The following is a 12417-nucleotide window of genomic DNA, read 5'->3' as shown; positions in this document are numbered from 1 at the left end:
GGGTGGTTCGTCCGCATCCGGGACGACCCCGCCGGGTCGCGGTCATCTCACTGCACACCTCACCGCTCGCCCAGCCCGGCACCGGGGACGCGGGCGGCATGAACGTCTACGTCGTGGAGACGGCCCGGCGGATGGCCCAGCGCGGCGTGGAGGTCGAGATCTTCACGCGGGCGACGTCGTCCGACCTGCCGCCGGTGGCCGAGCTGGCGCCCGGAGTACTGGTCCGGCACGTCATCGCCGGGCCGTACGGCGGCCTCGGCAAGGAGGACCTGCCCAGCCAGCTGTGCGCGTTCACCGCCGGGGTGCTGCGGGACGAGGCCCGCCACGAGCCGGGCTGGTACGACGTGGTGCACAGCCACTACTGGCTCTCCGGCCAGGTCGGGTGGCTCCTGCGGGACCGGTGGGGCGTGCCGCTGGTGCACACGGCGCACACCCTGGCCAAGGTCAAGAACGCGTCGCTCGCCGACGGCGACCGGCCCGAGCCGCTGTCGCGGGTGGTCGGCGAGGAGCAGGTGGTGGCCGAGGCCGACCGCCTCGTCACGTCGACGCAGGCCGAGGCGGACGACCTCGTCGCCGCCTACGGAGCCGACCCCGACCGCGTCCGCACCATCGCGCCGGGCGTCGACCTGCGCACCTTCACCCCCGCGTCCGACCGCGACGCCGCCCGCGCCGCCCTGGGGATCCGGCCCGACGACACGGCGATGGCGTTCGTGGGGCGGATCCAGCCGCTCAAGGCGCCCGACGTCCTGCTGCGCGCCGCCGCGACGATGCTCGCGCGCCGCCCGGAGCTGCGTGCGCGGCTCGTCGTCCTCGTCGTCGGCGGTCCCTCGGGCACGGGGCTCGCCGAGCCGGAGTCGCTGGTGGCGCTCGCCCGGGAGCTGGGGATCGCCGACGTCGTGCGCTTCCTCCCGCCCCGCCGCGGCGACGAGCTCGCGCAGGTCTACCGCGCCGCCGACGTCGTCGCGGTGCCCAGCTACTCGGAGTCCTTCGGTCTCGTCGCCCTCGAGGCGCAGGCCTGCGGCACCCCGGTGGTGGCCGCCGCCGTGGGCGGGCTGCCCACCGCGGTCGCCCACGAGCGCTCGGGACTGCTGGTCGACGGCCACGACCCCGAGCACTGGGCCGACGCCCTCGAGCGCGTCGGCCTCGACCGGGCCGGGCGCCAGCGGTTCTCCGCCGGCGCCGTCGAGCACGCGGCGATGTTCTCCTGGGACCGCACGGCCGACGCGCTGCTCGCGACGTACGCCGAGGCCTCGCGGGCGAAGGACCGCGACCGGACACGAGGGATGGCGGTGTGAGCTCCCCTGCCCCGGACGAGCTGGAGAAGGTGCTCGTCGACGCCCTCGACGAGCGCGAGCTGACCTACACCCGCCCGGGTCCGGGACGCTTCTTCGTGACGCTGCCGGGCACGAAGAAGCTCGCCACGCACTGCTGGCTGGTGCTCACGCCCCACGCGCTGCTGGTCGAGGCGTTCGTGTGCCGGCACGCGGACGAGAACCTCGAGGAGGTCTACCGCTTCCTCCTGCAGCGCAACGCCCGGCTCTACGGCGTGCACTACACGATCGACCGGGCCGGCGACATCCACCTCGTCGGGCGCGTGGCGCGGCACGCGGTGATCGACGAGGAGATCGACCGCATCCTCGGGCAGGTGCTGGAGGCCGCCGACGGCGACTTCAACACCCTGCTCGAGCTCGGCTTCGCCACGTCGATCCGCCGCGAGTGGGCGTGGCGGGAGTCGCGGGGGGAGTCGCTGGCGAACCTCTCGGCCTTCGCGCACCTGGTGGAGGGCCGCGACTGAGCCACCGGGCCACGCCGCCGGCGTGGGACGGGGGGCATCCGACGCCGGCGGCGGGCGTCCTGGAGCGCTCGCACAGGCGAACGGGCACACGTGAGCCACGCCTCGGCCGAACCGTGGGGCGAATCGGCTTCTCGCGCTCACTGTCCCACCACGCAAGACGGGGGGCAAGACGCCGCCGTACGGCCGAACGGGTGACCATCGGGGCCGTCATCCGCGCACCTGATCACAGAGAGATCATGCGAGAGGGCAGACGATCGGCCGTACCGACAGGTAGGTTTACCTCCGCATTGCCGTCCCGCGCTCGACGAGGAGTTCCCGCATGGTCGTCCGCAGCCCGTACGCCGACGTCGACATCCCGGACGTGGGTCTGCCCGAGTTCCTTTTCGGCGACCTGAGTGACGCCGACGCCGCCCGCGTGGCGATCATCGACGGATCGTCCGGTGCGCAGACGACGTTCGGCGAGCTCGCCGGAGCGATCGACCGCTTCGCGGCCGCCCTCGGCGAGCGGGGCCTCGGCCGCGGCGACGTGATCGCCCTGTTCGCGCCGAACAACGCCTACTACCCGGTCGTGTTCCACGGCGCGCTCGCGGCGGGCGTCGCGGTGACCACGGTCAACTCGCTCTACACCCCTGACGAGCTCGCCTTCCAGCTGCGCGACTCCGGCGCGAAGATGCTGGTCACCATCACCGCGTTCCTCGACCGGGCCCGCGCCGCGACGGAGCAGGACGGCGTCGTCGTCACCGAGACCGTCCTCATCGACGGCACCCGGGACGACGCCGGCACCCCGCGACCCGAGAACGGGCTCGCCGACCTGCTCTCGACCACGGCCGAGCGCCCGCAGGTGACGGTGACCGGCGACGACGTCGCCGCACTGCCCTACTCCTCGGGGACCACCGGGCGGGCGAAGGGCGTGGTGCTCACCCACCGCAACCTCGTGGCCAACCTCGTCCAGTTCCAGGTGCTCAACGCGAGCACCGGTGCCGACTCGAAGATCCTCGCGGTGCTGCCGTTCTTCCACATCTACGGCATGACCGTGATGATGAACCACGGCATCTACGTGCGGGCCACCGTCGTGACGATGCCCAAGTTCGATCTCGCGGAGTTCCTGCGGATCATCTCCGAGTTCCGCGTCGACCGCGTCTACATCGCCCCGCCGATCGCCGTCGCGCTGGCCAAGCACCCGATGGTCGACCAGTACGACATCGACTGCGTCGACATCGTGTTCTCCGGCGCCGCCGCGCTCGACGCCGAGCTCGGGCACGCCGTCGGGAAGCGCCTGAACTGCACCGTGCTGCAGGGCTACGGGATGACCGAGCTCAGCCCCGTCAGCCACGCCATGCCGCAGGACCGTCCCGACATGGACCTCAACTCGATCGGCGTCGCGCTGCCCAACATCGAGTGCAAGCTCGTCGACCCCGAGACGGGCGAGGAGGGCTCGCGCGGCGAGCTGTGGGTCCGCGGTCCCAACGTGATGCGCGAGTACCTCAACAACCCCGAGGCCACCGCAGAGACCCTGGACGCCGACGGCTTCCTGCACACCGGCGACGTCGCCACCGTCACCGACGAAGGCGTCTTCCACATCGTCGACCGCGTCAAGGAACTGATCAAGTACAAGGGCTACCAGGTGCCGCCGGCCGAGCTCGAGGCGCTGTTGCTGACCAACGACGGGATCGCCGACGCCGCGGTCATCGGGGTCAAGGACGCCGACGGCGAGGAGATCCCCAAGGCGTTCGTCGTCCTCCAGCAGGGCGCCGAGCTCTCCGGCGACGACGTCATGGGCTTCGTGGCCGAGCGCATCGCCCCGCACAAGAAGGTGCGGGTGGTGGAGTTCATCGACCAGATCCCCAAGTCGGCGTCCGGGAAGATCCTGCGCAAGGATCTCCGCGCCCGCGAGGCGGCCAACGCCTAGGGTCGCTGACCAGCGCCACAACGCCTCTGACCTGCGACAACGACGAATGTCCGTTGTGAGGTGTTGTGGGTGCTGCGTCGTTCTGCGGCGAAATCCACGGAACAGTCACGGAACGGATCTTGCATAGTCGATCAAGCCTCTCCGTCGAGTAGATCTTGGATGCGGGCGTTGTAGGCGTCGCGCTCGCCGTCGAGGCACGCGGCGTAGACCGAGAGCAGGACCTTGACCGAGTGGCCGGCCCGCTCGGCGACCTCGGTGGGCGGCACCCCGGCGTTGAGCCAGGAGGACAGCGCCGCGTGCCGGAGGTCGTACGGGCGGGCCGCCAGCGGTGAGGCCGCCTGCGGGGCTGAGGCCGATCTCGCGGGCCTCCTTCCAGATGCGCGTGTAGACCGACTCGCGGACCCGCCCGCCGCTCAGCGCAGGGAACAGTCGGCCGTCGGCTGCGGCGCCGTAGTGGTCGAGGTGATCACGCAGGATCGCGACGAGCGCCGGTGGAGCGGGCACGCGGCGCACGGCCTCACGACGGCGACGCTTGAGCGGTCGGGCGTCGGGATCACGCAGGCCGTCGTTGTAGTGCTCGCCCGAGACGCCGGTCAGCGACCCGGAGAGGACCAGCTCGCCCCAGCCGGCGGCCGGGAGCTTCGCGTCGGTGTCGCGGAGCTGCTGGGCCTCACCGGGACGTAGACCGGCGTAGTAGAGGCAGGCGAAGAACGCCCGAAGCTGCCAGCCCCGCTCACGATCGCTACGCCGACGCCCCGACACGTAGGTGACGGCCGCGAGAAGCTGACGCGCTTGAGCAGGATTGACGACCACCCGCGGGTCGACGCCCCCGGTGACCTGCGCTGTCCCGGTGCGCCGGCCCGTGACGGGGTTGGCGGCCAGGACGCCGGTGTCCATCGCGTAGCCGGCCACCCGGTGCAGCACCGCGCGGCGCTTGTCGTGCGTGGAAGAGGTGGTGGCCCGGCCGTCGGCCGCAGTGCCGAGGTCGTGCAAGAGCGCGCCCAGGGCGAGGGAGTCGGCGAGGTCGGTGGCCGGGCGGGACGCACGGCGCAGCCACGACACGGCGGCCCGGTCCTCAGTGCCCAGCGCCTCGTCGCGGCGCGGTGGCGGCAGGAGGTGGGTGCTCGCAAGCCGCTGGAGGTCCGTCTCGTCGGGTCCGTGCTCGAGCTGGCCGTGGCTTACGTCGACCACATCTGGCCCGCCATAGGCCGCCGAGCGGGTGCCGTCCTTGTTCGTAATCACCCCCAGCGTCGGGCCAGCGTCCGTTCCGCCGATCTTGTGGCCGCACTGCTGCACCCGCTTCAACGACGAGATCGGCCGGAGTTGGCGGCGGCGTGTCCAGCGGTCACGGCGACGGGCCTGGGAACGCTCCTGGCGCTGCTTCTCGACGGACTCGGCGCCCTTGCCTGCACCACCAGCACGCCCCGGGCCGCGGCGGTTGGGGGCGTGGTCCTCGCGGCGTCGGCGTCCGGGTCGAAGAGCTGTTACCCCTTTACCGAGAACCCGCCCGCTCACCGGGCACCACCCACGGTGAGGGCCGGCGCTGGCGCGCCGGCGGTGGCCGCCCTTCCGGGCCGGCCACGCTCTCACTCCTGACTTCGTCCCGTGCCGCGCGGCCGGCCCCCGGGCCGCCCACCACGGCAACGACAGCGGCGACCTGGACCACGGTGACAGCCGGGAGCAGGACGAGCCTCCGGCGGGAAGGGCGCTCCGCCCCTTCACCCAGGGCACCGACCTCAGGAGAGCCCACGACTGTGACTGCCGGTGTGGGGGAGTGGTGGTCGGGACGGGGCCTCACCCACGACGACGCGCCCGAGGGCTGCCAGACCACCCGCACCGCCGCAAGCGCCACCTGGCACACGCGCCGGTCATCGAGGACAGGGGCGCTTGCACCCGCACGAGCGCCCCGGCAGGGCAGAGCCCGCGCCGCCGAGGGAGAGACCCCGAAGGTGCTCGTCTGACAGGGATCGGGAGGGCCAGTGTTGCGATCGGGGTGAAGGTCGGTACCGGCATTACGGTGCGGACCGTGCGCAACGAGGACTGGCTGGCGGACACCGAATCGTCGTACGACACGGTTGCCGCGAGCTACGCCGAGCTTGTGCGCGGTGCGTTGGACGGGCACGCCTACCTGAAGTCGGCCCTCTCCTTGTTCGCAGATCAGGTCAAGGCGTGCGGTGGTGGCCTGGTCGCCGACGTTGGATGCGGGCCGGGCGATGTTGCGGCGCGTCTCGATGCTCTTGGTCTTGATGTCCTCGGCATCGATCTCTCGCCACGCATGATCGACATCGCTCGGAAGTGCCACCCCTCGCTGCGGTTCGAGGTCAGCTCGATGACGGACATGCAGTTTGCCGACGGGGCGCTTGCTGGCGTGCTCGCGTGGCAGTCCTTGATCCACGTCCCCGATGAAGCGGTGCCCGCGGTCTTTTCCCGCTTCCACGACGCGGTACGGCCCGGCGGACGATTGCAGCTGCTCTTCCACGCCGGCGAGGACTCTTGGTTGAAGACCGAGGGGTACGGCGGGCACCCGATGAACGTCCGCGTCTACCGGCGTCAGCCCGACCAGGTCGCGACCTTGCTCGGCGACGGCGGCTTCGAGGTCCAGGCGCAGACCATTCTCGACCCGGGCGGCGAGGCGCCCCAGGCGATCCTCTCCGCTCAGCGCTTGCCCTAAAGGGGCGTAGCGATTTGTTGGGGCTGCCAAGTCCTCGGACTGAGGGTCCCGAAGCTCGGAAGCGGTCAGGCACATCCGAGCGGTCGGACGGAGCAGCGCCGCCGAGGGAGACACCCCGAGGCCGGTCCAACGGGAGGCGTCCTGGTGGCCTGGAGGGTTCATCCGGTTGACGGGTAACGACGCGGCTCCACACGGCGACAAGTGGTTCATCTGCGGCCGGACAGGCCGGAGCAACGGCCGAGTCGGCCCGACCCGTCGGGGGAACCACGAATGTCTGTCGCGCCTGAGTCTGGCCCGCGTCCGCTGGCCGACGGCCGTCACTCGACGCCCTCGCCGCAGGTGGCCTTGCAGGTCCAGGCGCAGCGCTCCGGTCGCCCGGCTCAGAACATCCCGGGCTCGTCCGACGTGACGGACCGACTCTTCATCCCGCAGGACTACCGGCAGCCTCAGGCGAAGCCGGCCAGCGCTGAGCTGGTCCAGCGCCCGAGCACTGGAATCGCCCAGCCCGGGCACCTCGGACTGGCGATGAAGCGTCGCAACCCCGTCGGTGTGTGGCTCGGCCTGCCGCTGATCACTCTCGGTATCTACACCTACGTCTGGTACTACAAGATTCACCGCGAGATGGCCGAGTTCGACCGGCGCCGCGTGGTCCCGGTCGCCGGACCGATGCTGGTGCTGCTCTTCCTGAGCTGGACGATCGTGGCTCCGCTGGTGTCGCTCTACAACACCGGCAACCGCATCGCCAACGCCCAGCGGGCCGCCGGCCTGCGCCCGACCTGCAGCGCAGGTATCGGCCTGCTGCTCTGCTTCGTCTTCGGGCTGGCGTCGCTGTACTACCAGAGCGAGCTGAACAAGATAGTCGACTCGTACGGTGGCCCCGCGGGCACCGAGGTTCCCCTCCGCGGCTGAGTCCGCAGCCGGCCGGTGCTGGCAGGCGATCGTTGAGGCTGAACGGCGCGGTTCACGGAACCACCACGGAACAGAATCGCGATCACGGACGCCGTGGAAGCGCGTTGCTGCAGGTGAGAGCGGCGCAGGCCAAGATCGTCTGAGATCCTGCGCAAGGATCTCCGCGCTCGCGAGCAGGCGTCGACGTAGGTTCCTGGTCGGGGCGGGGTCTCACCCACGCCGACACCCGCCCCTGATCGTCCTGTGCGTCCAGAGCGATGGACGGGTGACGAAGCTCGGGTCGACCATGTCGGCATGGACCCCGGGCCGTCGCAGGTCGGTGGCGGTCCTGCGCGAGGTCCCCGAACGGTCGGGCGACGCCACTGGGCTCTTCGAGGGGCCGCCGTGGCCCTGGTCATCGACGGCCTCGGTTTCGGCGTCTTCGGCGTCTTCCCGATCCGGAGCCTGTCGGCCGGTCACGGGGTCCCGGTCGTGCTGGGCTTTCCCACCTACGGCGGGGGCCCGTTCGAGGCGTACGGGATTCCCACCACGATCCCGCTCGTCGTCCTGTTCCTGGTGGTCTGCGTCGGCCAGATCGTCGCGGGTTCGATGGTGTGGCGTGGTCGCCGAGCCGGAGCCATCCTGGCTCTTCTGCTGCTGCCCGCAGCGGCCGTCTTCTGGTGGGGCTTCGCGCTGCCGTTGGGCCCCGTGCTCGGTGTGCTGTGGGCCGTGCTCATCGTGCTCGGCCGGCCGGCGCTCCGCTCCTCGTCCCAACCCGCGGTGGGCCCCTGACCGAGGTCGTCGGCAAGGGTCGGCGCGGTCCACGCAACCACGACGGAACGACGCCGCGATCCTCCGCCTAGGGCCTCCGACCTGCTCTCAGCGAGGTGAGGTCTCCGCGGCGCTCCGCTCCCGGCAGAGCGCCGAGCACGGCCTCGATGCTCCCGTACAGCTGTCGGGGGAGTCGGGCGAGTTCGGCCCGGTTCGCGGCCGCGAGGCCGTAGAGGTCGGCCACCGCCATGATCTCCCACCACCGAGCCGGATAGCGGAGATCCTCGAGGACATAGCGCAGAAGGCGCCCGTCGTGGGCAGCCAGCGAGACCGCCATCAGCGATCACCGCGCCCCGGTCGTCCTCGTCGGACCTGGCCGTTGGCCCGCCGGTCCGCCCACTCCAGCAGCTGCCACACCACCATCGCCAAGGCGCTTCCGGCGTCACCGACCAGAGAGGTCGCGGCTGGTGTGCACCATTGCTCGATGTCGCCCTGCGCCAGGTGCGGGACATCGTTCGCGCCACTCGACATCGTTCTCGTCATCGACATGTCACCTCGGGCGAGGATGGGGTCCATGCGGTCCCGAAGCTGAATTGCCGATCGGCAAGCGCACGGGCTCCGTCGGGCGGGTACGGACACGCTTGTCCGTCTCTTCGCCGGCTGGAGGTCAACCGTGCTGTCGCGATGGACCATACGGGCCATCGCGGCACCTCGCCATCCGGATCGGCGTCGAGCACATTCTGCGAGCATGTGTCGTGACCGTCTGACCAGGTCAAACGGCGTCGACCGGCCGAGGATCCTCCCATTCCCACCACCGATGACCCGCACCGACGACAGGGCCTCCGGGCCGAGCGCAGGCATACTGACGTCGACGGCCTCCACATCGGCGGGGTCCAGGTACAGGCATTGCCCCACCCGCCGAGACATGGAGTGCCGCCGTGGCCGACGACGCCGAGAACGCCATCTGTGCATTGCGCGAAGCGACCGCCGCACTCCGTCAAGCCACGGAACGTCGCTCGCTCGGTCACGGCGACGGCGACAAGAGCGAGCTGATCGTGGACCTGGCGAAGAACCTCGAGGCCCTCGCCGCACTCGTGCGTGCCACCGGTCTCGAGTCCATCCCGACCACCGCAGCCAGCCACAATCTCCTGGCCGTGGTCCAGGGCGTCACCTCGACCGCCTCCATGGCGCGCCGGATGACGAGCCTCGACGGCCACCACGCCGCCTCGTCACCAGGCGGTCGGCGAGCGTCGCTCCCGACGACCGACCATCTGCCCCCGGTCGGCAGGGCGCGTGCGGATGGTGGACAGTGGGGGCCACGGCGTTCGAACTGACGGGCGTTGACCGGACGCGGAGCGCTCGTCTCGGCACGAACGCTCCGGGTGGTCCTGAACGCAGCCCATGGCGTCCTGGCTCTACCTGGCACACCAGCACCCATCGAGGTGCCGCGCTCGTCCCCGCCGCGATCTCAGAGGTGGGACCACTCATGGATCCCCGTCAGAACGACGAACTCGTCACCGCGTTGCGCGCCGCGGCCCGCAGCATGGCCGGCCGGCGCAGCCTCCAGGACCTGGAGGAGACGCTCGGGCAGATCGTCACCTCGGCCGTGGCCACCATCCCCGGGGTGGACGCGGGCAGCATCTCCATCACCGATCACGGGCGCGTCGAGACCCGCCACCCCAGCAGCGAGGCGATCGGCAAGCTCGACCGCACCCAGAGCGAGCTGAACGAAGGCCCCTGCCTCTCGGCGATCGAGGACCCGCCCGAGGACGGGATCGTGATCGCGCGGGACCTCGCCGGCGACGACGCCGAGCGTTGGCCGCGGTTCGCCCCGCAGGCGGTCGGGGCCGGCTATCGGGCGCTGATGTCGACCCAGCTGTCGGCCAACGGGGGTCCTCGGGCCGCGCTGAACCTGTACTCGGCCGGTGCGGACGCGTTCGACCAGGACGCCCAGACTCTGGCGGGGCTGTTCGGCATCCAGGCCGCGATGCTGCTCTACGGCGCCGACACCGCGCACCACCTGCAACGGGCCGTGGACAGCCGCGACCTGATCGGGCAGGCCAAGGGCATCCTGATGGAACGCTTCTCCCTCGACGACGAGGCCGCGTTCCGCATGCTGGTCAAGTCCTCCCAGGACACGAACATGAAGCTCACCGACGTCGCACGCTGGCTGACCACCGAAACCGGCAGACGTCGGGCCAGGCCCGCCACGACCTGACGTCCCTGCGTGTTTCTGCGGCGGGTGGTCCGGGCACGTGTTCCCTACGCCGTGAACGTGGGCGTGCTCGACCGGTCAACCCGCGGCCGCCCACGGGACACGGGGCCTCCTGCGCCCCGGTTCGGATTCGTCCTTCATGTGTGCCTCCCCCGGCCCCCACGACCACGGCGGGCAGGGGAGATCGCCGCGCATGTCGCTTCGGCTCTGCCCGGCCAGCACACCTGACGTGCTGCGCCCCGTGCCCTCCGCGCTCGACGGAGACGGGGACGGCACCATGCAGCCGGAGCAGAACGAACAGCTCGTCGTGGCCCTGCGCCAGGTCGCCCGGGAACTGGCCGGGCGGCGCAGCATCCGCGACCTCGAGGAGACGCTGCGCCAGATCGTCGTCTCGGCGGTGCAGACGGTGCCAGGGGTGGACGCGGGCAGCATCTCGATGACCCAGGACGGACGCGTCGAGACCCGACACCCCACCAGCGCGGAGATCGGCAAGCTCGACCAGGTCCAGAGTGAGCTGCACGAGGGCCCGTGCATCACCGCCCTCGAAGAGCCGCCGCCCAGCGGGCTGGTCGTGGCTCGCGACTTCGCCGGTGCGGATGGCGAGCGGTGGCCGCGGTTCGCTCCGCGCGCGGTCGAGGCCGGCTACCGGGCTCTCATGTCGTCCCAGCTCTCGGCCGACGGCCGCATGCGCGCCGCGCTGAACCTGTACTCGGCCACCCCCGACGCCTTCGACGACGAGTCCCGCACGATGGCGGGGCTCTTCGGGGTCCAGGCCAGCATGCTGCTCTACGGCAGCGACACCGCGGCCAACCTCCTGCGCGCCGTCGACAGCCGCGACCTGATCGGGCAGGCCAAGGGCATCCTGATGGAACGCTTCAAGATCGACGACGACGCCGCGTTCCAGATGCTCGTGCGCTCGTCGCAGGAGACCAACATGAAGCTCGCCGCGGTCGCCCAATGGCTCACGACGAGCATCGCCTCGGACCATGCGACGCCCGAGCTCGGCGGCCTCTGACTCCTCCGGTGACGAGCCCGGGGAGTCGGTCGGCCGACGGGTGGCCCAGCCTCGTCGCCCGCCGCTGGTCCGGGGTCGCCGGTCTCCTGCGCTCGGTCGCCGGGTGTCGGGATCCGTGTGCCGGGTAGCCTCTGCCATGGCGGTCGACCACAGTTGCCGCCCCGTGAGGACGCGAGGTACCGCAGTAGTTCGCGGAGACCTGGTAGCTCCGACCTTCATGTGCTTCCCCGGTGACGTATCGCCATCGGCCTCGAGAGCACGGCGCATGTCTTCCTCGGCTCTGCCTTGCCGGCCCATGAGGGCTCGGCGACGTGTTGCGAGCACTCGAACACCGACAGGTGGCGTCTGACGTGAAACCCGAGCGCACCGACGAGATCGGGCCTGCCCTGCGAGCCGCGGCGCTGGACCTGATGGACCAGCGGAACTTCCGCGACCAGGAGCTGCTGCTCAGCAATGTCGTGACGGCGGCGGTCGACACGATCCCCGGCGCCGACGCCGGTGGCATCTCGATGGTCAGCCGGGGAAGCGTCGACTCGCGGACCCCGAGCAACGGCGGAGTGACCAAGCTCGACCGGCTGCAGAGCGAGCTGCACGAAGGTCCGTGCATCACCGCGATCGAGGAGCCCGCCGCCGACGGGCTCGTCGTCGTCGACGACCTGTCGAACGGGGACGGGGAGCGGTGGCCGCGGTTCGCGCCACAGGCCGTCGAACAGGGCTATCGCGCGATGCTGGGTGTCCAGCTGTCCCAGGAGCCGGAGATGCAGGCGGCACTGAACCTCTACGGGGCCCGGCCGCGCGTGTTCGACGAGCACGCGCAGGTGACCGCCGGGTTGTTCGGGTCCCAGGCCGCCCTGCTGCTCTACGGAGCCGAGCAGACCCGGGCGTTGCAGGCGGGCATCGACAGCCGGGACGTCATCGCTCAGGCCCGCGGCATCCTGATCGAGCGACACGGTGTGACAGGTGACGAGGCGTTCCAGATGTTGGTGACCTCCTCGCAGCGCTCGGCGATCGATCTGGTGGACGTCGCCGCGTGGGTCGTCGCCGAGGCCGAACAGGGACAGAACCGTCGCGACCGACCTGCCGATGATCACTGAGGATCACTCCCGGCCCGCGCGCCACACACCGGCCAGGCCCCGCCCTCGTCCGGGCGACG

General features: G+C 71.0%; 13 protein-coding genes. 10 read left to right on the top strand and 3 right to left on the bottom strand.

What is annotated here, in order from left to right; genetic code table 11:
- Window positions 1-2: 2 nt before the first annotated feature.
- The 3 genes from mshA to PH191_RS10540 all read left to right on the top strand — a co-directional run bounded on the left by mshA (window position 3) and on the right by PH191_RS10540 (window position 3704).
- A complete protein-coding gene (mshA, locus tag PH191_RS10550; protein ID WP_274194522.1) occupies window positions 3-1295 on the top strand; it encodes a D-inositol-3-phosphate glycosyltransferase in 1293 nt (430 codons plus the stop codon).
- Complete coding sequence (locus tag PH191_RS10545) at window positions 1292-1795, top strand: type III secretion system chaperone family protein (RefSeq protein ID WP_274194521.1); 504 nt, start codon at window positions 1292-1294, stop codon at window positions 1793-1795. The genes mshA and PH191_RS10545 overlap by 4 nt, the downstream gene beginning before the upstream one ends.
- 319 nt (window positions 1796-2114) lie before the next feature.
- Complete coding sequence (locus PH191_RS10540; RefSeq protein ID WP_274194520.1) at window positions 2115-3704, top strand: AMP-binding protein; 1590 nt, start codon at window positions 2115-2117, stop codon at window positions 3702-3704.
- 105 nt (window positions 3705-3809) lie between these two features.
- On the opposite strand, the gene PH191_RS10535 is transcribed toward PH191_RS10540, so the two are convergent.
- Window positions 3810-5219, bottom strand: coding sequence for a site-specific integrase (locus PH191_RS10535; RefSeq protein ID WP_274194519.1), 1410 nt, complete (start codon window positions 5217-5219; stop codon window positions 3810-3812).
- A gap of 511 nt (window positions 5220-5730) precedes the next feature.
- Here PH191_RS10535 and PH191_RS10530 point away from each other — a divergent pair.
- The 3 genes from PH191_RS10530 (at window position 5731) to PH191_RS10520 (ending at window position 8055) form a co-directional block, all read left to right on the top strand.
- Window positions 5731-6375 (top strand): class I SAM-dependent methyltransferase, encoded by a 645-nt coding sequence (locus PH191_RS10530; RefSeq protein ID WP_274194518.1) that lies wholly within the window; start codon window positions 5731-5733, stop codon window positions 6373-6375.
- Between the two features lie 405 nt (window positions 6376-6780).
- Window positions 6781-7284 carry a DUF4234 domain-containing protein gene (locus PH191_RS10525; RefSeq protein WP_274194517.1) on the top strand — a complete coding sequence of 168 codons (504 nt, stop codon included), beginning with the start codon at window positions 6781-6783 and terminating at the stop codon, window positions 7282-7284.
- A gap of 384 nt (window positions 7285-7668) precedes the next feature.
- Window positions 7669-8055 (top strand): hypothetical protein, encoded by a 387-nt coding sequence (locus tag PH191_RS10520; RefSeq protein ID WP_274194516.1) that lies wholly within the window; start codon window positions 7669-7671, stop codon window positions 8053-8055.
- Between the two features lie 67 nt (window positions 8056-8122).
- Here PH191_RS10520 and PH191_RS10515 read toward each other — a convergent pair whose 3' ends face one another.
- Window positions 8123-8371, bottom strand: a complete 249-nt coding sequence (locus PH191_RS10515) for a hypothetical protein (RefSeq protein WP_274194515.1) — start codon at window positions 8369-8371, stop codon at window positions 8123-8125.
- Entirely contained in the window at window positions 8371-8610 is a 240-nt protein-coding gene (locus PH191_RS10510) for a hypothetical protein (RefSeq protein WP_274194514.1), read from the bottom strand. The genes PH191_RS10515 and PH191_RS10510 overlap by 1 nt, the downstream gene beginning before the upstream one ends.
- Before the next feature lie 362 nt (window positions 8611-8972).
- Here PH191_RS10510 and PH191_RS10505 point away from each other — a divergent pair, with 362 nt between their 5' ends.
- From PH191_RS10505 to PH191_RS10490, 4 genes are all read left to right on the top strand, one after another.
- Entirely contained in the window at window positions 8973-9368 is a 396-nt protein-coding gene (locus PH191_RS10505) for a hypothetical protein (RefSeq protein WP_274194513.1), read from the top strand.
- A 152-nt stretch (window positions 9369-9520) separates the two neighbouring features.
- The gene (locus PH191_RS10500; protein ID WP_274194512.1) at window positions 9521-10252 is read left to right on the top strand and encodes a GAF and ANTAR domain-containing protein; all 732 of its coding nucleotides are present in this window, start codon (window positions 9521-9523) and stop codon (window positions 10250-10252) included.
- Window positions 10253-10442: 190 nt separating this feature from the next.
- Window positions 10443-11264, top strand: coding sequence for a GAF and ANTAR domain-containing protein (locus PH191_RS10495; protein ID WP_274194511.1), 822 nt, complete (start codon window positions 10443-10445; stop codon window positions 11262-11264).
- A gap of 311 nt (window positions 11265-11575) precedes the next feature.
- Window positions 11576-12358, top strand: a complete 783-nt coding sequence (locus PH191_RS10490; protein ID WP_274194510.1) for a GAF and ANTAR domain-containing protein — start codon at window positions 11576-11578, stop codon at window positions 12356-12358.
- Window positions 12359-12417: the final 59 nt, after the last annotated feature.

Source organism: Actinomycetospora callitridis (assembly GCF_028737265.1).
Lineage (GTDB): Bacteria > Actinomycetota > Actinomycetes > Mycobacteriales > Pseudonocardiaceae > Actinomycetospora > Actinomycetospora callitridis.
Note: the sequence above shows the minus strand (reverse complement) of the source record. Positions and strands in the feature narration are given on the sequence as shown.